Here is a 26,246-nt window from a genome sequence, read left to right as displayed (position 1 = left end):
ATAATAAGTCAATTAATTTTTATAAGCATGTAAAAGAGGATGTAGTTTTTGTTCATCCCGAACTTGTTTTATAGGCTGTACCTGAATCGTATGTTTTACAGGATCTTCCTCTTTTTTGGCAAACCAGTAGCTTTCCTTTGCAAAAGGATAAGATGGCAAACCGATGATGGATAGTTTAACATCCTGATATAACAGATCCCAATCGATAACCGCTCCTTTGATCCATAATTTGATCAGAGACTCGCTTTCCCTTTCTTGGAGAGCACTTTCCAAATAAGCTTTTCCTGCTTTTCCTTCGAGCATGAACCCTGAATCATCTTTACGGACATTTCCAGTAAGTAATTCTTCAAGATGATGGTTGAGATAATTGTTCAGTTGCAAGATCAGATCAGCTTTGCTTTCGGCTAAAAATGCCAAACGCTCTTCCAATGCGTCTCGTCCTGTCTGTAAGGTATATGCAAGATCATGAAGATTGATTTCTGCATTCTTTTCAACAAAATCCTTCAGATCTGAAACCTTCTCCCGGAGTCTGTTTCCATTTTTAGCTGACAATACAATAATTGCCGGTCCAGAAATGTTTTGATCCGCAAGCTCTGGGCTAACATATTCTTGAATAATGATATGGGCATTACTTCCTCCTGCACCGAAACTACTGATTCCGGCTATTCGTGCCTTATTATCTTGTGTTGACCATTCTTCCAGAGATTGCTGTACTTTGAATGGACTGTTTTCAAAATCGATGTTCGGGTTGAGTACTTCAGAATGCAGAGAAGGAACCAATTGACGATGTTTCATTTGAAGCAACACCTTTGTTAATCCTGATATTCCTGCTGCTGATTCGCAATGCCCGATGTTCGATTTTACGGAACCTACGCTGCAAAATTGTTTAGCTTCAGATTCGAATGCATTTTTTAATCCGGTCAATTCTATAGGGTCTCCTAAACTTGTTCCTGTTCCATGTGCTTCGATATAGCTGAAATCTTCAGGTTGAATTCCTGCTTTTTTCATAGCTGCTTTAATGACTGCAGTCTGAGCTTTTGGATTTGGTACTGTATAGCCATTGGTCTTGCCGCCATGGTTTACTGCTGTGCCTTTAATAACACCGTAGATACGATCACCGTCTGCAACAGCACGACTTAAAGGTTTTAGTAATACAGCTCCAACTCCTTCACCTGGAACATAGCCTTCTCCACCTTCTCCGAAACTCTCACATCTTCCTTTACTGGAGGCGAATCCACCTTCACTTAAAATTAAAAATTTGTTCTGGTGCAGACTTAAATTGACTCCTCCTGCAACAGCCATTTCTATTTCTCCTGACTGTAAATCTTTACAAGCCATATGGATCGCCGTTAAAGAAGAAGAACACATGGTATCTACCGCCATACTAGGTCCGTGGAAATTGAAAAAGTAAGATATCCGGTTTGCAATACCGCTTGGGTTACCCAGTAAAGCTGTAGGATTTCCTTTTGCTGTTTCTTCTGCTCCGAATAACTGGTACTCTTCATACATCACTCCTACGTATACTCCAACCTGTCCTGACATACCGCTTATTTCATTTACTTTCCCCTGGAGTTTGGCTTTTGTATATCCCGCATCTTCCATGGTTTCCCATACTGTTTGTAAGAAAAGTCTTTCCTGAGGATCCATGATTTCTGCTTCCCTTGGAGAAATGTTAAAGAATAGAGGGTCAAAAAGATCGATATCTTTCATAAATCCGCCCCATTTGCTATAGGTTTTACCTTCTTTACCTTTTACAGGATCATAAAAATCGCTGATCTTCCATCGGTCTTCAGGAATCTCTCTAATGCTGTCTTTTCCTGACTTAAGATTCTCCCAAAATTCATCCAGATTCTTGGCATCAGGATATTTTCCACTCAATCCGATAATCGCTATATCTTCAGATAGTGTTAATGATTCAGGAAGTTCTTTTTCAAGAGTTTCTGTTTGTTGATCTACTGCCTTATTTAATGCTGTAGATTGTATATTTTTTACCTGATCTGTAAAAGCTACTTTCTTATGATCAACAGTTGTTGCTGATCCTGTTAGTTTCAGAAGTTCATTGCGATGGGTTTTCAGGAAATAAGAAACCAATTCACTCAAGGTCTGACATTCAAAAAATACGGTTCGTGAAACTTTACCGAGTTTCTCTTCCAACAGGTTGGTCAATCTTACGACTATTGTAGAATCGATACCGAATTCTTCGAAAGGAATATCCTGTTGTAATTTAGCTACAGGGATCTTTAGAGTTCCTGCTATCAGTGTCCCGATATACTCTATTGATGCTTCATATAAATGGTCATCAGCCTGGGAAACCGGAGTTTCTTTTGCCACTTCTTTTTGAGGCAGTGAACTTCCTTTTTCTATTCCCAGTTTTTCAGGATCTCCATAGATAACAATTCCCTGATTGAAATTGCTGTTCAATAAAGTGTCAAAGGCATGAAGCCCATCTGCAGTTAGCATTGGCCATAAACCAAAATGATGAGCCATATATTTTTCCTGTTCTGCACTGATCTGCATTCCACCCTCTTTCCATAATGGCCAGTTGATGCTTACTGTCTTTCCTGTTCTTTTTCCACGAAGACGTTCCATTTCAAGATGGGAAGCAAAATGATCCAGCCACAAGTTAGCTGATGCATAATCCGACTGTCCTGTATTCCCAAATATTCCCGCTAATGATGAAAAATAAACAGTGAAATCAAGATTTTCATTTTTAGTCGCCAGATCAATATTTTTAGCTCCTTTCACTTTAGCAGAGAAAACATCTCTAACCTCAACTGCTGTCTTATGGATCATCAGGCTATCTCTGGTTACCCCAGCACTATGAATGATCCCATCAATGCGGCCATATTCATTTTTAATTTTTCCGATTAAAGCTGTTACACTTCCAAGATCAATAATATCGCATCGTTCGTAAGCGGTGTTGGATAATTCTCTTAATCTGCCTTTTTGTGAAGCATTAAGCTCGCTTCTGCCGACCAATATTACTTTTGTCCCTGCAATCTGATTGAAATAATCTGCAAATAATAATCCTAATCCACCTGCACCTCCAGTGATCAGATAGACACCATTTTCTTTAACGGGTGTTTTTACATCTTGATTGTCGGTTGTGTTTAAAACTTTCAGTTTCTTAACTTCTCTTCTTCCAAGGTGATATCGAACTTCAGCATCGGTATTTTCCTGTTCAATTTGTAAAATCCTTACTAATTCATCCAATCCATTAATCGACAGATTGTCTACTTCAATTAGTTTTCCGGCAGACACTAAGCTTTCCTGTACTGCTGTTTTCAATAATCCTGAAAGAAAACTATAATCGATTCCTTCTCCGGCAGGATATACCAATTGAATCATTTGCCCCACAGGTTTTCTTTGCTGTATTTCTCCAAGAACCTGAATAAAAGTTTCTTCCGGAGCATTTTCGTGAATGATCTTTACTTCACATTCCAGACTCTCTTCCAGCTTCTCTGCTAATACTGCAGAACCACCCGCCAGAAATACCAAAGGAGCAACTGATGTGTTTGTTCTTTTTGAATTGAATTCCTCTAAACCTGCTTCCTGCCATTCATTAGCATACAGGTGTAATCCAATACTATTCTCTGAGGTCACCGTATTCTGACGTTTATTCTCATGAGTCACCGAAGATGTACTGTTGTTATTTTCTAATGTTAAAACCACCAACTCAGTGAAACTGATGAGAACTTCTCCCTGCTTATTCAGCATTTCAATCTCATAACTGCTGGATTGCTTACCTGAACTGTTTTTTCTAACATAACACCAGATTTCTTCAGATAAAGGCTGATAGATATTGATCTCCCTTACACTGAATGGCAACATCAATTGCTGGCTTTGATCAGAAAGACTGATCGCCATACAGGTTTGTAATGCGCCATCCATCATTCCAGGAGATAAAGTAAATCCAATTTCGGGAGTGAGCTCAATTCTTGATAACGCAGACTCTCCATTATACCAAACCTCCTGAACTCCCTGGAAGGTTGTTCCATAGTCCAATCCAATGGATCTGAACAGTTCATAATAGGCTGCTTTATCCATTTTTGAAATAAAGCTATTTCGTAACTTATTGATATTTTTGATCTGAGGAACTGAGCTGGAAACCGATCCCATTATTCCTTGTCCATGCAACTGTTTCTCATCCGGACCTGAATAGATTTTATAAGTCCATTCATTATTTAAAGTTTCAATATTAATATGAAGTTGTACTGGTTCAGTATTAATCTTTACAGGTTGTAACCAGTTCACTTCTCTTAATTGAGCTATTGAAACCTCAGCACCCATCTCACCTGCTACACGGGCCATTTCAAGATAAGCGACTCCAGGCAGAACCTGTTCTCCAAAGACCTTATGATCTCTTAAAAAAGATTCACTTCCATTCAGCAGACTGCTAAACAAACAATTCTTTAGACTGGAATTATTCTGATGCAATAAAGGATGTGCAATAGCAGAACTTGTAACTATTTTCTGTTCAGATTTCAGCCAATATCTTTCTCTTGCAAAAGGATAATGAGGTAGACTAACTTTATTACACTTCGTTTCCTGATATAATACATTCCATTTTACAGGAAATCCTTTTACCCAATATTCTCCTACAGCTGTCCAGAATTTATTGGCTAAAGCATTTTGAATCGCAGATGCTTCTGAAGATCTGTTTACTTCTTTTTTATGCTGTCTGATATTTCCAGTAAAATAATGTCCTCCTTTTCCGGTTGTAAAATCAGTAAGACGGTTAACTAAATCTTCAATTGTTTTCGCTGGAACAGCCAATCTCTCTTCCATCACTGATCTTCCGACCTGTAAGGTGTAGGCAATATCATATAAGCTGATCAACGGTTCATTTTTGATATGCTCTACAAGCTGTTCAGCCTGTACAATCAATTGTTCTCTGCTTTTAGCCGACAATACGATCAATACATCTCCGTTATGCTTAACCTCTCTCTTTTCCTGAGGGATGTATTCTTCAATCACCATATGCGCATTGGTTCCACTAAAACCAAAGCTGCTGATGGCCGCTCTTCTTTTTGTATGAGCCGGTATATTCCAATCGGTTAATGTATCCTGTATTTTAAATGGACTCCCTTTAAAATTGATTAATGCATTAGGCGTCTCATAATTAATGCTAGGAGGCAATTGTTTATGTTTCATTGCCAGAAGTACTTTTAAAACACTGGCCACTCCGGCAGCTTCCAAAGCATGACCTATATTGGTTTTCACGCTTCCCAGACTGCAGAAATTCTGTTGATTGGTATACGCTCTGAATGATGCATTTAAAGCTTCAAATTCTATAGGATCTCCTAATCCCGTACCTGTTCCGTGAGCTTCCACGTAGGTGATGGTTTCAGGATTGATATTAAACCTGTCATATACTTCTTTCTCCAGTTCTTCCTGAGATATTACACTTGGAGCGGTAATACCGTTGGTCGTTCCATCCTGGTTGGTCAGACTTCCTTTGATCACTCCATAAATACGATCGTTATCCCGTTCTGCATCTGCCAGCCTTTTCAAAACAACAACACCAACACCTTCTCCCATCACAAAACCATTAGCTCTACTATCAAAAGTGTAGCATCGTCCATCTGCAGACAGCATACCCGCTCTTACCGCCATATCATGTGAATGGGCAGAATTGATAATATTGACACCACCTGCTAAAACAAGATCTGTGTCGCCTCTTTGAAGACTGTTAAATCCAAGATCCATTGCAACCAAAGAGCTTGAACAAGCTGTATTGACTGCTATTGCAGGTCCTTTTAAATTAAGGAAATAAGAGATTCTTGAGGCCAATATCGCACTTGAATTTCCCCAAAGCGCCGAAGGTAATGTTCCTTCAGTTCCAGCGATATAATCACTGTGTCCCGCTCCTGCATATACGCCGCATTTCAGGGATGAAAGGGAGTCTGGATCTATTCCTGCATCTTCAATAGCTTTCCAGCTATGTTCAAGGAATAACCGCTGCATAGGATCCATCATTTCTGCTTCGGATCCTGAAAGTTTAAAGAATAAAGGATCAAAATAATCCGGATTTTCCAAACAGCTTGCCCATCTTGTCTGTCCTTCAATATTGCTATGATCTCTCGTCCATTTCTCATCCTTTATCTCTTTGACAAGGCACTGCCCCTCTGCCAATACTTTCCAATAGTCATTGAGGTCATTGGCTGTTCCGAATTGTCCACTGATTCCTATAATCGCAATTTCAGCGGCGGAATCAGAATGCGTTGAAGTTTTATTTTCAACTGTCTGACTTTTCTTTTCGGTTAATATGGTTCTATCTGCAACAGAATACTGATGAACCTCAACTGGAGCCTGCAATTCTTCAGAGAAATTCCTTAACACATAATCCGTCATTAAATTAATGTTAGGATAACTGTATAAATCAGTTGCTTTGATTGTGATATTCAGTTCGGAATTGATATTGTTTACCAGTTCAACACCCATAATGGAATCAAAACCATAGTCTTTGAACTGAGTGGTCGTATCAAAATCTTGCTCAGGCAATACAATCGTTGCTGCTGCGATCTGAATTAATTTTGCCATCAGCCAGCTGTTATCCTGAACTGTTTTAGTCTTTAGATCAGCAGGTTCAGTTGTATCTTCTATTGTTATGTTTTCTGAAGAATATTCAAATACTTCCTGATCTGGCTGATTTACAGAAACGACCACTGTCTTTTTCCCTTCCGGAATCCAATAACGGTTACGCGCAAACGGATACACTGGTAAACTTATTTTGGCAGGTTTTTGACCCAGATAACAAGCAGACCAATCTTTTAATACTCCGCTTAACCAGCTTTCTGCCGTTGAAATTAAAGCTGTTTTATTTTCTTCCGGTTTGCAAACAGGAACATTAAGATCTCTTTTTTCAGAAAGAAGGTTGATAAGATCTTTGGTATCAGCCGCTATAAACACCGCTTTTTCCTTCATCTTTTCACGCCCATTTTGCAATGTATAAGCGACATTATGTATATCAAGCTGAGGATTCAACTCAAGATAATTCTTAAGATTGATGATCTGTTGTTGAAGTTGATCCTTTGTTTTTGCTGATAATGGAATAATAGCACTACCTTCTATTTTATGAGCCATTTTTGATGACTGATATTCTTCAATAATGATATGTGCATTGGCTCCTCCAAATCCGAAACTGCTGATCCCGGCAATTCGTGGCTTATTTCCTTCGCTGGTCCATTCTGTAGTTTCTTTCTGTAAACGGAATGGAGTATTTTCCATTTGTAAATACGCATTTGGATTTTGCAAGTGCGGATTACCAGGTAAAACTTTATGCTTCATGGCCATCAATACCTTTGCGAGTCCGGCCATTCCGGCTGCAGATTCAAGATGCCCGGCATTTGTTTTTACACTGCCAATGCTGCAATAGGCTTTTTGCGTTTGCTGAAGTCCTTTGTCTTCATACAATGTATTAAATGTAAGCTTAAGACCTTCAATTTCTATAGGATCACCCAGCGCTGTTCCTGTTCCATGTGCTTCTATATAGCTGATATCACGTGGATCTATATCTGAATTTCGGTATGCTTTTACCAATAGATCTCTTTGTGCATTGGGATTCGGAGAGGTTAATGTATTGGCTCTTCCACCATGGTTTTCAGCTGTCCCGCGGATCACTCCATAGATATGATCACCATCAGCTTCAGCCTTGCTTAAAGATTTCAGGATCACAATTCCTACTCCTTCTCCACGGACATAACCATTGGCACGCTGATCAAAAGTTTTACATCTTCCATCTTCGCTCAACATCCCTGCACTGCTGAAGGAAAGCGTCAGTTCCGGAGACAGTATGGCGTTGACTCCACCTGCAATGGCCATATCGCAATGTCCGTTTCTGATGTGCTCTACGCCTCGATGAATGGCAATTAATGCACTTGAACACGCAGTATCCACCGGCTCACTTGGTCCATGAATATCCAATAGATAAGAAATTCTGTTCACCAGTATCGAATGAGCGGCACCTGTGGAAAACTGTGCCAGACTTGTAAGATCAGTTCCGTTATTCAATAACATGGAATAATCTACCGCAGATACTCCGATAAAGGTTCCGGTATTGGTTCCTCTTAATGCTGAAGTGGCTATTCCTGCATCTTCCAAAGCGTGGTATACCGCTTCAAGGGTAATTCTTTGCTGAGGATCCATTAAAGCAGCTTCTTTAGGCGAAATATTGAAAAATAAAGGATCAAATTTGTCGATATCGCTGATAAATCCACCCCATTTTGCTTTGGTTTTACGGCTTTCTTTTTGAGGATCTCCGTAATATTCCTGCCAGCTCCATCGGTCTCTAGGGATTTCTGTGATCAGGTCTTCATTATTTTTAATTCTCTCCCAGAAAGTATTGATGTCAGGTGATCCCGGAAAACGTCCGCTGATCCCTATAATAGCAATTCCCTCTTCAGCTGGCTTTTGAGCTGCCTTTACCGGTGAGCTGTTGTATTGTAAAGAATATTTTCTGTTTTTACGTCCGGAAAACTGATTAGATTGAGTTGAATCCTGAGCTGGAGTAACAACCTTTAAAGCACTTTCGCTTTCTATTGCAAGGTTCGGATATTCTTTGATCAGGAATTCTGAAAATACTCCGATAGCCGGATAGTTATAAAATACCGTTGGCATTAATTTAAGATCATAGAAATTATTCAACGTACTGGTAAACTGGGTCATTAAAAGGGAATCAAAACCATATTCACCAAATTCTGTTTCCTGGTCAACCATAGCAACCTCCATTTTAAGCAGTTTTGCCACAATTTCACTCACTTCTCTAACGATCTTATCTTTCGCCGTTTTTGAACCACCTACATTTTCATTTGTACTTTTAGGTACTGAAACATTTTTTTGAGTTCCTGCAACTGCATTACCTGTCGTTCTGGAAATTCCTTCTTCTTTACCAAAATACACCGCATATTGTCCTGACTGAGCTTTCAGAATAAGATCGAACATCTCAAGACCAGTTTCTGTTGCCATTGGGATCATCCCAAACTGACTTTCAAGGTATTTTTCTCCTGCTGCACTTACCTGCATTCCACCGGATTTCCATAATGGCCAGTTCATACTGATTGTTTTTCCTGATCTCTGTCCTCTGGTGGCAGCTTCATTTCGGTATTCCACATAATGATCTAGGTAGGTGTTAGCTGATGCATAATCAGCCTGCCCTGCATTTCCTGTAATTGCTGCAACAGATGAAAAGAACATCATAAAGTCAAGAGGTTCGTCTTTTGTTACTTCATCTAATACCTTCGCTCCTGTAATTTTAGGATGAAGCACCTGTTCCAAGTGTTCCTGGGTTTTATTCTGAATAAAACTATCTCTCAACGTTCCGGCACTATGGATAATTCCATTCAATCCCTGATAGGTTTCTTTGATGGTTGTAAGCAATCGCTCTGTATCCTGATAGTCAGTAATATCACATGGATAATACACTGTTCCCGGAATTTCAGACAGTAGTTTTTCTATCTCCTGATCTGCAGTTCTTCTGCCTGTCAGAATAATTTTCACATTTTTAGTTTTGCTTATATGCTTCGCGAAAATCTGTCCGAGACCACCGGCACCACCTGTAATAAGGTATACTCCATTTTCACGGATCGCCATTTGATCTACCGCTAGAATATCTTTTACTACCGGTCTGAACTGTTTTGTTTTGAAAACACCCTGATCATAACGGATTTCAGCATTTTTACTTAATTCATTTTTCAGTAATTCCAACAGGAAGTCAGGATCTAAGCTACTTACACCGATGGTCTGTCCGGTAACTCCAGGATTTTCCTGAACTGCTGTTTTTAATAAACCGGTAATAAATCCTGCCTGTGGATACTGATGATTTGGGTAAACCACTGTGATATGCATTGAAGCATTTTTCTTCAAGTAACTTTTAAGCTGTTCAAGTATCGTGGTAAAATATTCGACTGGTTGGTCGATTGCGATGGCCTGTACCGGGATTCCCAATCTTTCTTTTAAAGCTTCTGACAATGAATCTATCCCTCCGGCAAGCCAAATGAACTGTTTCTCAGTTTCACGTACTTTTGAGGAGTTTTCTGCAACCATTTCTTCCCAAACTGGCTGATAGATAAATGTATCAATATCTTTTTTAACAGACTTTGTGGGTTTAAAGCCATCTAACGGAAGGGCTACAAAGTTTCTGAAACTCACTAAAACGACACCATGGTCATTGATCAGATCAATATCGTATGCTGCCAGCTTATCTTCTGATTTGGTTTGTTTGTTTTTTCTTGCATATGCCCACAATGATTGGCCTTCCAATGTCTGGTAGCAGCTCATTTCTCCCATAAAATAAGGAAGTGCCAATGAATACGTTTCGTCAGCGAGTTGCTGGAAACCATAAATGGTATGGAGCATACTATCAAGAATTCCAGGAGTATACATAAAGCCTTCAAGGCTGGTCAGATTAATTTTAGCTAAACAGCCATAGTCATCTGCATACATCTTTTGAACTCCCTGGTAGGCAACACCGAGATCAAGTCCAGCAGCCAAAAATTCATTGTACATTCCTTTTCCATCCAATACCTTATTGGCTTTAGCCTTCAAAGCATTGATGTCCATATTTTCCGGCTGGATAAGCTTATCGGTCGATATCTGACCATTACCATGTACCACTTCTTCATCGTTATAGACCTCATAACAAAGCTGATCACCATCCATATAAATAGCGGTTGAAATCTTTGCATAGTCATCCACGATGGAAATCGGATTGACCCAACTGATATTTTTTAGTTGTGTTACCTTTTGACCAGTACTCAATGTTCCGGCAATTCTTGCCAGTTCGAGATAAGCCACTCCCGGCAATATCTTTTCGTTTCTTACTTTATGGTCGCTCAGGAAAATTTCCTCTCCTGTAAAAATACTGGTATACTTTTGTTCATTTAAGTCCGATTCATTCATATGCAGTAATGGATGAATTCTGGTATTGGCCATTGTTTTTAGCAGGAATGAACTTACAGGGATCCAGTATCTGTTTTTGGTAAACGGATACACCGGTAAATTGATTTTCGAAGGACGTCCGTTATCATATAAGAGATTCCAGTCTACAGATGCTCCTTTTACCCATAAGCCTGCTAATGAAATAAGATCTTTATTGTCAATGGCAATACTGATATAGGTATTTCCGGAACCCGTTTTATCCTGTTTTATATTTCCTGTAAATCCATGTTCTGAATTTCCTGAAAGATAATCTGTCAGTCTGCTCATCAATTCGATTTTATTGGCTACGACCAATGCCAGTCTCCCTTCCATCTCGTCCCTTCCCGTTTGCAGGGTATAGGCAATATCAGAGAGATTCGCTTCAGGGGTTTTTTGAACAAAATCTAAAAGGTTACTCGCTTGCTGCTTCAGATTATCTTTTGTTTTTGCAGAAAGTACAATGATGGCCTCAGTCTCTTCCTGGTAAGGAGTTATCTGAGCCGGTCGGTATTCTTCAATGACAATATGTGAATTGGCGCCTCCGAATCCAAAACTACTGATTCCTGCAATTTTCGGACGGTCATCGGATGTGATCCATGGACCAGTCTCTTTTCGCAGCTGGAAGATGCTTCCGTTTAATTTCAGATATTCATTAGGATTTTTTAAATGCGGATTACCCGGCAATGTATTGTGTTTCATACACAACAGTACTTTAATGGTACTTGCAATACCTGCCGCAGATTCCAGGTGTCCGATATTGGTTTTTACACTTCCGATACTGCAATGCGGTTCTGCAGGCTGTTGAAGCCCTCTATCTTTATATAAATCTTTAAAAGCAAGCTTCAGTCCTTCTGCTTCTATCGGATCTCCAAGAGGTGTTCCGGTTCCGTGAGCTTCAATATAACTCACATCACGCGGATCGATTCCGGCACTGCGGTAAGCATGTAACAAAAGATCTCTTTGTGCAATCGGATTAGGTGAAGTTAATGTGTTCGCTCTTCCGCCATGGTTTTCTGCAGTACTTCTGATCACCGCATGAATAGGATCACCATCTGCAATGGCCTGTTTCAATGATTTAAGGACAATAATTCCTACTCCTTCTCCTCTTACATACCCATTGGCACTTTGATCAAACGTTTTACATCTTCCGTCTTTGCTCAACATTCCTGACTGGCTGAAAGAAAGGGTTAACTCTGGAGAAAGCAATGCATTCACTCCTCCTGCAATGGCCATATTACACATACCGTTTCTGATATTTTCAACAGCCCTGTGGATAGCAATTAATGAACTTGAACAAGCTGTATCTACCGGCTCACTTGGTCCATTGATATCCAGTAAATAGGAAATCCTGTTCACCATCATGGAATGTACGGAGCCTGTAGTGGTATGCATTTGCCCCGCTAAATCGGTTTCATGGCGAAGGCGTATCAAATAGTCAGAGGCAGAAACTCCTATAAATATTCCGGTATTAGTTCCTTTAATGCTTTCTGTAGCAATTCCACCGTCTTCCAGCGCCTCGTATACTGACTCCATGAGAATACGTTGCTGTGGATCCATTAGCTCAGCCTCCATTGGAGAAATACTGAAAAATGCAGGATCAAACTTATCGATATCGGTAAGGAATCCTCCCCATTTGGATCGGGTTTTATTTTTTTCCGTTAAAGGATCTCCGTCATACTTTTTCCAATCCCATCGATCTGCGGGAACTTCTGTGATCAGGTCTTTATTTTCGCTGATATTTTTCCAGAAAGTATCCAGATCCGGTGATCCCGGAAAGCGGCCACTCATCCCAATAATGGCAATAGGTTCATTGGCAGATTCTGGTTCTGGTTTGTAAGGAGTGAACTGTTTTACAGGTTGCTTTACAGGCGTTGCCACCGTTGTTGAAAAAGCAGTCTTTTTTATCGTGATCTTCTCAACTGGCTTAACGGTTGGAGCAGCAGGAACTTCCCCGTGCAATGCAGTGAGCGCCTCCGTATATTCTTCTGTCATAAATGCAGCCAATTTATTGATGGTTGCATAATTATAAAATACAGTTGGCATCAGATCCAGATCATAATAACCGTTGAGCTCATTGTTGAAACGGGTTAATAAAATGGAATCAAATCCATAATCTCCGAACTTTTTATCATTTTCAATGTCGGCAGGTTCCATTCTTACTAATTCAGCAACAATACTGATGATCTTATCTGTTGCTTTTTTCTTCAGCAGACTCGCTTCAACTGGTGCTGCTACTTGTTCTTCAACCGATTCTTCAACAGTTTCGTCAGTAGTATCTTCCTGTACTGTGGTTTCAAGACCATCCAGGGGAAGTGCCACAAAATCTTTAAAGCTCAGCAATACATCTCCTTCATTATTCAGGAGATCCAGATCGTATGCAACGACCTGATCGCCGTCTTTGTAATTCTCACTTTTTCTGGCATACCCCCACAATACCGAAGCGTCTGTTATAGGCTGATAAAAATGTACTTCCTTTACAAAATAGGGTAACTCTAATGAATAGGCTTCTCCTCCGGAAATAACCAACCCATAAATAGTATGCAAGAGACTATCCATAATACCTGGTGTGTACATGCAGCCTTCCAGTTCTTCAAGACGGATCTCTGATAAAGCGATACCTTCTCCCACGTTAATTTGGGCAACTCCTCTGAAGCTTTTCCCAAGGTTCAATCCGTTTTCTTTGAAATTGTGATAAACTTCTGCTCCCGGAATCACCTTTGTGCAGGCCGCTTTCATCATTTCCAGATCATATCTTCCCAGAGGTTCTGCTTCACCGGTAATGACCAAACCGTTTCCATAAAGAAGCTGGCTATTTTTCTGATTATAAATTTTGTAATTAAGACCTGTTTGTTCTGGTTCCAATGCAATAGCAATAGAAACTGTTCCATTTTCCAGTTTTAGTGGATTCAGCCAACTCACATTTTTCAATTTTACCACTTGCTTTTGGGAACTCAAAGCCCCTGCTGCTCTTGCTATTTCCAGATAGGCTACTCCTGGAAGTATTTTCTCATCCCTTACGATGTGATCGTCAAGGAAAGATTCAGTTCCGTTATATACTGCCGCGTATTGCTGTTGCTTACCATTAGATTCATCCGTATGTAACAAAGGATGCAGATGATTTTCTGATATTGGTGTATGCAATACTTTTTTAGGAGAATCAGGGATCCAGTACCGTTGTCTTGCAAATGGATAAACAGGGAGACTGATGCGTTTTGGTAAGATATCTGTGTACAATAGTTTCCAATCAACATCAATTCCTTTTACCCACAGCTGAGCAAGGCTTTTGATCTCATTATTTTTGAAAGCTGTTTCTACATAGGCTTTTCCCGCAGTTCCCTCAAGAAGGAAGCCGATCTGCTCCTGATTGGTATTTCCCTGATAGAATCCAAAGTTATTGCCATTGGTATAATTTTCTAACTGAGTCAATAGATCTTCCTGGCTTTCTGCAATCCATGCAAGACGTTCTTCCATCGCTTCACGCCCTGATTGTAAAGTATAAGCCAATTCGTGTAAATCAGTATCCGGATGGGCTTGCAAGAAAATTTTCAACTGCAATGCTTTAGCTTTTAACCGGTCTGCATTTTTTGCAGACAGTAGAATGACAGCAGGCTGTCCTTCTACAATTTCTTTTCTGGTTGCAGGAATATATTCTTCTATAATTAAATGGGCATTGGCTCCTCCAAAACCAAAACTGCTGATTCCCGCAATTCTTGGTTTGTTATCAGCAACCTTCCAGTCGGTTGTATTTTGCTGTAACCTGAACGGACTTCCATCCAAATTTAAATATGGGTTGGTCTGAATCAAATGAGGATTTCCAGGCAATGTTTTATGTTTCATCGCCAGGATGACCTTCATTACCCCTGCAATTCCTGCAGCAGCTTCCAGATGGCCAATATTTGCTTTGACACTTCCAATACTGCAATAGGCAGATTCTGCAGGAGTTTGATTTCTCTGTTTATATAAAGTATTAAAAGCAAGTTTCAACCCTTCTATTTCAATGGGATCTCCCAGCGAAGTTCCTGTTCCATGAGCCTCTATGTAGCTTACATCTGCCGGATGAACTCCTGCTCTGCTATACGCTTTAACCAACAGTTCTTTTTGAGCATTCGGGTTTGGAGAGGTTAGTGTATTGGCTTTTCCACCGTGATTTTCTGCACTTCCACGGATGATTCCATAAATGTGATCGCCATCTGCTTCTGCCTGTTCCAATGATTTCAGGATAACAACACCAACCCCTTCTCCACGTACATACCCATTGGCACTTTCGTCAAATGTTTTACAACGCCCGTCTACACTTAGCATGCCGGATTCACTAAATGAAAGAGTCAGTTCCGGAGAAAGAAGTGCATTTACCCCTCCGGCAATTGCCATTTTGCTATCTCCGTTCCTGATGTGTGCTACTGCACGGTGAATCGCGATCAGTGAACTAGAACAAGCCGTATCAACTGGCTCACTGGCTCCTCTAATATCCAATAAGTAAGATATTCTGTTGACCAGGATAGAATGTACCGATCCGGTTGCATAGTGTCCCTGTCCTGTTAAATCAGACTGATTATTCACTAACATAGAATAGTCGGAAGTGGAAACTCCAATAAAGATACTGGTGTCACTTCCTTTGATCTTATCCGGGGCAATTGCTGCATCTTCAAGAGCCTGATATACGGCCTCCAGAGTGATCCTTTGTTGTGGATCCATCAATTCTGCTTCACGTGGAGAGATGTTAAAGAATAACGGATCAAATTTATCAATGTCGGAGATCAGTCCACCCCATTTTGCTTTTGTCTTATTTTTTTCTTTTAACGGATCTCCGTAATACGCTTTCCAATCCCATCGGTCCGGGGTAATTTCAGTGATCATATCTTTATTCTGACTGATATTTTTCCAGAAAGCATCTAAATCACCTGATCCTGGGAAACGTCCACTGATCCCGATAATAGCAACTGCTTTTTGTGTTGTATCGGTATTGTTACTAATGACATTAACAGGTGTTTTTGGTAATGAAGAACGTCCCTCATTATTGAATGCAACACGTTTGTGTGTGATCGTAGCAGGTTGAACCTCTTCTGATTTTACAACTACGGATGAGCTGTGTTTTTGAGCTACCGACGCATGATGTTCTTCCATTAAAAAGTCTTTCAGATCATTGATCGTCGGATAATTATAAAAAACAGTGGGTAATAATTTAAGCTCATAAAATGCATTTAACTGGCGGGCAAATCTGGTTAGTGAAACAGACTCAAAACCGTAATCACCAAATGCTTTATCTCTTTTAATAGCCGAAGGGTTTAATTTCAACAACGCTGCTACTGTTTCGATAATTTTGGCTGAAATTTTTTCTGCCATTTCAGATTGATCAATAGCTACTTGGGCTATTGGAGTATGATCTACCTCAATTTTAGAGACCTGCACCTCTTCATGAATGCTTTCATAGGTAACCAGAATTTCTCCTTTTCCATTTTTTAGCAAAGTATCAAAAGCCTTTATACCGTCTGCTGATGGAAGTGAAAGTGATTCCAGCTGTGTTTCTAAATGCTTTATGTCTTCTTCATTCACCTGCATTCCGCCTTCTTTCCATAAGGTCCAGCAGATGCTTAAGGTTTTACCGTTTGCTTTTTTACCATTCCTTTCTGTATTTCGGTAAGTCGCATACGTATTCATATAAGCATTGGCAGCAGCATAATCCGCCTGTCCGGCATTTCCTTTAATGCTTGTTATAGAAGAGAAGAATACCATAAAATCTAATGGCTGATCTTTGGTCGCCTCATCGATATTTTTGGTTCCCTCTACTTTAGCAGCAAAAACCTCATCCACCTGTAAAGATGTTTTATTAATGATATAGCTATCCCTAAGGATACCTGCACTGTGAATCACTCCATTTAACGGACCATATTCCTGATTAATAAGATGTACCAATTTCTGGGTTTCTTCAAAATTGCTCAGATCACAATGATGATAAACAGCTCCAGGTATTTTAGACAATGAAGTCTTAATGGTTTCAGACCATACACTTCTGCCTGTTAGTATCAGCGTTATATTGTTTTTACTACAAATATGCTCTGCGATCTTCAAACCTAAACCTCCTGCACCTCCCGTTAAAAGGTAAACTCCTCCTTTTTTAAAGGTTATACCTTCTGTATTTTGTGAATCAAAAGTTACAGACACTGATCTTTTCACGGTTCTTACACCATTAGTATAGGCTACCTCAACATCTTTATTATTTTGCTCCGCTTCAATGATTGAAGTAAGTTCTTCAAGGTTCTTCATGGATAAATGATCCACGGCAAGTACTTTACCTGCAATTCCAGGATATTCAAGATGTGCTGTTTTAAGCAATCCGGATACAAAACCATACTCAGGATAATCACTGTTCTGACAGACGATTGTAATTTGAGTACGCCCCTTCTCCTTTATTTTTTCTTTTATTTTAGATAATACGGAATTGAAGAAAGCAACTGGTTTTTCCTGGTTGATGGCTATAACTTCCTGTCCCAGTTCTTCCTGCAGTTTATCGCACAAATCTATGGCACCTCCGGCGATAAGAATCATCTGATTGGCTGTTTCAAGTGGTTCTGAGCTTAAGGCTTCTTCTTTCCATTCCTGCTGATAATAGGCTACTTTTCCTTTTTCATTCGAAGAAGTTTTTATTCCCGAATGATCGGAATCCTTGCTTCCTAAAGGCAGGAAAATAAAATCTTTAAAGGATAATAATGTTTCTCCGTTTTCATTTAATAAATAAAAATCGGCAGTTACGACTTTATCATTATCTCCTTCTTTTTTTCTCACTGCATACCCCCAAAGTTCCTGAGATTCTTCAAGTCCTTTATAGAAATTAATCTCTCCGGCATAAAAAGGCAGTACCAATGAATAAGAATCCATTAACCCATAAATGGCATGAAGAAGGCTATCCATGATACAAGGTGGATATACGCAACCTTCATTATTTACCAATTTTATTTTTGACAAAGCATACTCCTGTGCAACATATAAAGTCTCTACCTGCTGAAAACTACTCTTCAGGTTTAATCCTTCTAAATCAAAAGCGTTATACAATTCTGATCCTGTGATTTCATTGACACAGTCTTTTTTAAGCTGCTGAATATTCATTTTTGCAGGAGCCGCCGTTAAAAGATTGGAAAGTCTTCCGCTATTATGGGTAATCAAAGTGTCTTCATGACCACTGTATATCTCATAAACCACATCTTCCTGATCGCGGTGTAATCCTATGTGAAGTGTTTCTGATTGATGAACCCAGAAAGGATTGATCCAGCTTACTTCTTTAAGTTGGGTAACTTGCTGATGGGTACTGAATTCACCCGCTGCCTTTGCCAGCTCCAGATAAGCAACTCCTGGCAAGATCTTATTATGGCGTACCTGATGATCCGCTAAGAATGATTCTTCACCACTAAAAGTGCTGCTGAACTTTTGTTGATCCAGGTCAGATGTATTCTGGTGTACCAATGGATGTAATGTTCTGTCAACAATTTTTCCTATTGAATTCAATTTTCCTTCAGCAGTAGGAAGCCAGTAGTGCTCCCTTGCAAAAGGATAGGTCGGCAGACTGATCTTACGAGGTTGTTTTCCAGCGTAAAGCAAATTCCAGTCGAATAAGAATCCTTGTATCCATAGATCAGCAATTCCAGCCCAGTCTCCGGCATTGATCCTATTCTGAACTTCGGTAGATTTTTCTTCTCCTTTAGTTCCTATTTTACAGGTTCCTGTTGTATATGTTTTTTGAGAATCTGTATCTTTTAAAAAGTCATCCAGTACACCTATTAATGACGGAATATCCTTCACAACAAAGGCTACCCGGTTTTCCATGGCATCTCTTCCTGTTTGTAAAGTATAAGCGATATCCACCAATGATAAGGTGTTATCTTTTTCTAAACTATATTTTAAGTTAAATACCTGTTCCTGAAGGCGTTCTTCATTTTTAGCTGATAAGACAATGATCGCAGGATCCTGTTCTAATTCATTTTTAGAAGTCTGTTCTGGTACTCTGAATTCTTCGATAATAAGATGAGCATTGCTTCCTCCAGCACCAAAAGAACTTAGCATCGCTCTTAATGGCAATTCTTCAGACTGTCCGTTCTGATTAATGAGCACAGGTCTTTTCCATGGCGCTAAATTCTGAGGAACATAGAAAGGCGTATCTTCAAAACTGATATTCGGATTCAGTGTTGCAGAATGAATAGATGGTACTAAATACTGATGTTTAAACTGTAACAATATTTTTGTCAGTCCTGCAATACCCGCTGCGGCTTCTAGGTGCCCGATGTTTGATTTTACAGAACCGATGGCACAAAATTGTTTATCATCTGTATATTCATCAAAAGCTTTACAAAGTCCCGTCATTTCAATAGGATCTCCTAAAGAAGTTCCTGTTCCATGGGCTTCTACATAAGATATGGTGCGTGGATCGATTCCTGTCTTTTGCAAAGCAGACTGAATCAATTCCCCTTGTAAATTAGGACTTGGTACGGTATATCCATTGGTTCGTCCATTATGATTAACGGTAGTTCCTTTGATCACCCCATAAATCTGATCACCATCAGCAATTGCTTTTTCCAGAGGTTTAAGCAAAACTGCACCGATTCCTTCACCTGGCACGTAACCATCTCCGATCCCGAAGCTTCTGCAACGGCCATCACTGGCTAAGAAATTATTCTGACTGAGGAATAAATATTTGCTCAATGACAGCGATAAGTTCACTCCTCCGGCAATACAGCTGTCTGATTCTCCGCTTCTGATGCTTTCACAGGCATAATGTAAAGCCGTTAATGATGCAGAACAAGCAGTATCTATGGCCATACTTGGCCCTGTCCAGTTAAAGAAGTAAGAAACCCTGTTAGGAATACTGTATAAAAGTCCGCTCGGTGCGACAGGATTTCCTTTTGCTGTTTCTTCTATTCCAAGGTTAACGTATGGCTGCCATAATGCACCTACGAAAACACCTACTTTTTTAGATTGTTCTGTGAGTTTCTCACGGGTAATTCCGGCATCCTCCAAAGTGGACCAGACTACCTCTAAAAATAATCTTTCCTGAGGATCGATTTTCTCTGCTTCTCTTGGTGAGATGTTAAAAAATAATGGATCAAATTGATCAACATCATTGATAAAACCGCCCCAACGGGCATATAGCAGTCCGTTTTCTCTATCTTCATCAAAATGTCCCTTATAATCAAAACGATCTTGCGGAATTTCCTCAATGCAGTCGTCTCCTTTTTTCATCAAATCCCAGAAATCAGAAAGTGTATTCGATTTTGGATATTTTCCACTCACTCCAACAATAGCAATATCTTTATTAGTGCTTTTTTCTGTTGAATGATCAACAGGAGCAATTTCTTCTACCCTTTCCGGTGTTGAATCAATTTCTTCCGGTTCTCCTAAAAGATCCTTTAATACACCCGCATGTTTTTTCTGGAAATACCCTGCCAGCTCATTGATATTGCGGTATTCAAAAAACAGGGTCTTGGATAAATTTCCGAAAGTTTTTGCCAATAATCTGTTCAGATCGATGATCATTCTGGAGTTAATTCCCAGTTCTTCAAAAGATGTTTCAGCATCCATTTCTTCTTCTTCCAACCCAACGCCTTCGTGTAACAATGTTTTCAGTAGGTTCTCAATACGGTCTATCGCAAGTTCACCACTTTCAGCAACTTTTATTTTTGGAGCTGCTGATTGAGCTGAAGCTACAGTATTGGATGCATTGGTTGTCTCTTTGATTGAAAACCCATTAAGTTTGGCTATAATATTCCCTTCAGTGTCCATCACCTGCGCATCAAATTTTCTGATGCCGCTTCTGGTTTTATTGGCTTCGTGCGCTACAGTATGTACATAACACTCAGCAGGAATCTGACCTGTAAATACAATCTCATCTATGGCCACCGGAATGTATTTTGAGTTTTCCAAACCATTAGGCTTATTATTGATAATTGCGGTCTGGAATACACCAGTTAGCATACTCGGATGTAAGATATAATCTGGTAATGTTTCTGCTACATGTAAAGGTAGGATCAAGTGTCCTAATGCTTCTTCTTTGTTGGTCCACAGTTCCTTCATCGGCATAAAAGAAGGTCCTACATGTAATCCTTCCGCGATGATTTGTTCATAAACCGTTTCTCTGCTTATTGTTATGTTTAATCTTTCTTGGGCTGCCTGAATATCGAAAGTTCCCAGTTCACCCGGTTCAATGGATGTTTCCATATTGACATCACCCATTGCATGTACTGTTTTTCTGCCACTTGTATCTTCACTGAATATTTCGTAAGCATACAATGAACCCTTTGGTACCATCTGAATATATGCATTGATTGCAGGTCCTTCAGAAGATAATACTTCCGGCCAATAATTATTGGATAAACTGCAGATCCTTTTTCCAAGCAATGTGGCAGCCTGTCTGCCCATTTCAATATAGCAGGCTCCCGGAACATTGTATTTCCCATCCACGACATGATCCTGCATGAAGAATTCTTCATTGCTGTAACGTTTTCTAAATAGTAAGTTCTTTACATCAGACCTTTCTGCATCTACCAATGAAGTAGTTGCTATATAACTTTTTGCAGTGTCGTTTGATAGAGATTCTCTGATCTTTTCAGGATCAAAAGATGGAACCTCGTTGGCAATATTAGCAGCAAGATTTTTGATGGTATTGTATTCAATCAATAAAACCGGATTGATTGTTGCTCCCACATATTCAGTCAATTTTGCAGAAAGCTTTACCAATCCTGAAGAATCAAGACCTAGTTTATTAAAGCTGTCTGTATCTGTTATAACTGAAGTTTTAGGTAAAATATCAGCAATCATATTTCTAAGTACCGAAGAGAAATCACCTTTTTCAGAATCTCCTCTTTCAATATGGGTCTGATCAAATACATGCTCGACACTAAGGTGAGATTTTATTTTAGCTGCAATTCCTTCAATCAATACGGCCTGACCAGATATTGAGGTATTGTCTGTGCTTAATAATTTTACGAAACCTTTTAAGGCATCTTCATTAAGCATCGGTTTCATTCCGAATACCTGCCATAAATGCTCTCTTTCTTCATCGGAAACGGTAATTCCACCGCTTTCCCATAAAGGCCAGTTAATAGCCAAACTTATTCCATGATTTCCTTTTTCTATTTCTCTTCTGTTCCTGATCTCCATCATATGATCAAGGAAATTGTTAGCAGAAGCATAGTCGCATTGTCCCTGATTAGGCATCAATGAAGCTATTGAAGAGAATACGATAAAGAAATCAAGCGTTTCATTTTGAAGGCATTCATCTAAATTAATCGTTCCATATACTTTTGGAGTGATTACCCTTTCAAATGAATCCACTTTTTTATTGATGATAAAAGAGTCTTCAATCAGACCAGCTGCATGAATGACTCCATTAATCGTTTTAAATTTCTTTTTGATTTTGGAAATGGCTACTGATAAAGCTCTTTTATCAGCCACATTAGCTCTGTAATATGCTGCATTTCCTCCAAGTTGTTGTAATTGCTGAAGTTTTTCTTCAATGGCTTCATTCTTTAAACTTCGGCCGATCAATACGATATTGGCCTTATAATGCTCTGCCAGGTAGGCCGCGAATACCATTCCTAAACCGCCAGTACCACCGGTAATGATATAGCATCCGTTTTCTTTTAACAACAGTTCTGATGATGAGTTGTTCAGTTGTTTTACTGGTACAACAGTTCTCTCCTGTCTTAGTCCGTTACGGTAAATTACTTCCAGGAGAGGAGCCATCACATAGTGTGTCATCTCCTGTACAATGATATCCTGATAGGAAGGTGCATCTGCCTCACTGATTCCCAATGTTAGAATTGAAATTCTTGGATTCTCATAGGCGAGCGTTCTCGCAAATCCACCTGCCATTTGCTGTATCGCAGCAGATTTTGTATCATTATAATTGTATGCAAACAGCAATTTAATGCGCCCTGAATATTCAGCAGTAATTAAAGCTTGTGACAGATATAATAATGCATAAATATCCTGCATATTTTCAGCGACCTGCTCACCACGGCTCATCCCCCATCTGTAGATCCAGTTATCTGTAACAATTCCGTCTTCTTCAAGATCTTTAATCAAATTTTTAAAAGATGCCGCATCTGTAACATCAAGCTGATAGGTATACTGATCTTTTTTCTCATAAGAATCCCCAGGCAATACCAAAACTGGTTTTGTATAGGCTAGTTCTCCCTTTATCTTTTCATATAAGGAAGCATCCGTATCAAAAATAATAACGGAAGCAGGTCTTTCTGCATGGATTCCTAATGGTCTTTCTAACCAATCGGCTGTATAATGTAAGCTCTCAATAACCGGTACAACCGTTTCCTCAATGGCTACAGGTCCTGATTTATAAGCTCTTTTCATAAATTCATTAAATTCAAGGATCACATTTCCATGTTCGTCACACAAAAACAGATCAAATGAAAACCTGTTTCCATTCTGGTATGTATCGGATTTTTTTACATAGGCATAATGAGCATCTGCCAGATTACCGTAACAACGGATCGCTTTTAAATAGAATGGTAACAGCTGATGTTGAGTTTCTACATTACCCCAGATGCATAATCCAACTACGGTCTGAAAAACCCCATCCAATAAAGACGGTTCCCAGACTTTTGAGGAGACCGGATTTTCTTTTGCAGTGGATTTTAATAGGCATATTGCTTCATCAGCGGCAAAAAAGCCTTCTGTGATGGTTTGGAAAGTTTCCTTGTAAGCCAAACCTTCTTTTGCGAATTCATGATAGATTTCTTCTGCTGTTTTTACAGTGGAGCAACGTTGTTTTATTTTTTGCAAGTCAATAGATCCTGCAGAAGCTGTATTGCTTTTCAATAAGACATTTCCATTGGAGTGAACCCCTTCAGTAGTCGTAATTTCAAATGAAAATCCAGTATTTACCGGAGTAAGCTTTATCTGTAAAGGAACATTCTCTTCATATACTTTTACTGAATGCATCCAGCATACATCATTCAGTTCATTAACCGGACGTCTACAAGCCTGTTCTGCTACCGATCTGGCAATTTCCAGATAAGCAACACCCGGCATCATGCACTCGCCTTGCACTACATGGTCATGAATAAAATAATCAGTTGATTTTAATAATGTTTCATATTCCCATTGTTGCTGATCTTTGTTTGAGAACTGCATCAAAGGTACTCCCAGTTCCTGAACAATTGCTGAATTTGAAGTGGCCACTGAAACAGAAGCTCCATCCATCCAGCATCTTCTCCTTTCAAAAGGATAGCCCGGTAAAGAAATTCTCACTCCATCAGCCAATTGATTTTCAGCATCCGTTGCGGTTTTGTTAATTTTTCCGGTGGAAATATATTCCTCTAGTTGTTTAATAAGATCTTCTACGTCAGAAACTACTAAAACAGCTTTAGCAGCCATTGTATCTCTTCCGTTTTGTAAGGTAAAGGCAATATCTTGTATGCGTAGTTCCGCACTATTTTTTCTTATAAAATCTGTAATTCTTTCAGTATATGCTTTTAATTGTTTTTCTGTTCTTGCTGATAATGGGATACTATAACTCTTTAACTCTTCCTCCGTATTCCTTTTTTGTTCTCCATCATATGCCTGCAAAATAACGTGGGCGTTCACTCCCCCCATTCCAAAAGAACTTACTCCAGCTGTCAGAGCTCCACTTTGAATTCCGTTTTCAGAAGGTTTCCATTCTGTGGTCTCAGTAGAAATAATAAAAGGGCTTCCTTTTAAATCAATATAAGGATTCAATTTTTTATGATGCAAAATCCCGGGGATCTTCCCATGTTTCATACAAAGTAAAACTTTGATAAGTCCAGCTATACCTGCTGCACTTTCCAGGTGTCCAATATTGGTTTTCAATGCGCCTAAAGTGCAATTGATATCATCTTCTGTTTTATATTGGCCAAAAACTTTTTTTAAAGCACTGATCTCGATAGGATCACCCAAAGGTGTTGCTGTTCCATGTGCTTCAATATAACTCACCTGTCCGGCTTCTAATTCTGCATCTTCTAAAGCTGCATTAATTACTTCAGCTTGTGCACGAACACTTGGGGAAGTCAGTGAATTGGAACGACCGTTATGATTAACTCCGGTTCCTTTGATCACTCCAATGATCCGATCATTGTCAGCGATTGCTGCAGCCAATGGTTTTATGAAAATACATCCTACTCCCTCCCCACGTACATATCCATCAGAACTCTCATCAAATGTTTTACACTTGCCCTCTGAAGATAGCATGCCAGATTTTCCGTGAGACAAATACATCGTAGGGGTGATCAATGCATTAACCCCTCCAACGAGTGCAGATTCGCAATTTCCCGAACGAATATCACGAATGGCATTATGCAGAGCGACTAAAGAACTGGAACAGGCGGTATCTACGACCTCACTTTTTCCTCTGATATCCAGGAAAAAAGAAACTCTGTTCGCTAAAATTGAATGTACTGTACCAGTAGAAACAAACGAGCTGATTTCCTGATGGGTAGATTGGAGCATTTCTGCGTAATCATTTTTAGAAACCCCAACATATACTCCTACTTTTTTTTCGGATAAACTCTCTGTACTATATCCGGCATCTTCTACCGCATGCCATGCGGCTTCTAAAAAGATCCTGTGTTGAGGGTCAATATATTTCGCTTCTTTAGGGGATATATTAAAGAATAAAGGATCGAATTTATCCATATCATTGATAAACCCTCCCCATTTACTGTTGGTTTTTGGTATGTCTGAAGCGGGATCGCCATAGTATTCCCTCCAATCCCAGCGGGATTCCGGAATCTCCGTTACACTGAAGGTTCCATTGATAAGGTTGTTCCAAAAATCATGATAGTTATCCGCTCCGGGAAACCTGCATGACATTCCGATAACGGCAATATCTGTACTGTTCAGCCGGTTTTCCAGCTGAAGATTATTTTTTGAAGTATCTTCCATGTTTATATATTTTTAAAAAATAGAAATAAGCTATCCTGCCCACCTGATTGCGCAATCATTGGGTTGTTCTAAAATAGCCTCACGCTAAGTGTATTCTATAGGGTATTTAGCAGTAGATAATTAATGCCGTATTGTATTCAATATTTTGGAAGAGTGAATGTGATCCGTAGATGAAAATTCGTTCAGGTTAGGATTGAAAATATCAAACATCCTGAACAGGTGTTTAATTTTTTTTTGTGTTGGCACATTTTTCATAGAAATTTAATTTTTGTTCATATAGTTTTAACATGCAAAGCCCGTATTTATGGGCATTTCATACTTTTTTGTTCTTTATGTCTCATTTTGGTGATATGCTAATGTAAGTTTTTTATCAATACAAACAGCATTAAAATAATATTAAATTATAAGGTTGTTTAATTAAA

1 protein-coding gene is annotated in these 26,246 nt (G+C 39.4%); it reads right to left on the bottom strand.

All coding sequences use genetic code 11. The features are described from left to right. Nucleotides 1-12 precede the first annotated feature (12 nt). Nucleotides 13-25,824 (bottom strand): SDR family NAD(P)-dependent oxidoreductase, encoded by a 25,812-nt coding sequence (locus tag JHL15_RS10680; protein ID WP_200245651.1) that lies wholly within the window; start codon nucleotides 25,822-25,824, stop codon nucleotides 13-15. Nucleotides 25,825-26,246: the final 422 nt, after the last annotated feature.

The organism is Chryseobacterium paridis (assembly GCF_016595215.1).
Classification (GTDB): domain Bacteria; phylum Bacteroidota; class Bacteroidia; order Flavobacteriales; family Weeksellaceae; genus Chryseobacterium; species Chryseobacterium paridis.
The sequence above is the reverse complement of the archived record's forward strand: the minus strand, read 5'-3'. Positions and strand labels throughout refer to the sequence as shown.

Excerpts from the sequence above, each read along its gene's own strand:
- JHL15_RS10680 (WP_200245651.1), bottom strand. The coding sequence starts at position 25,824 with ATGGAAGATACTTCAAAAAATAATCTTCAGCTGGAAAACCGGCTGAAC.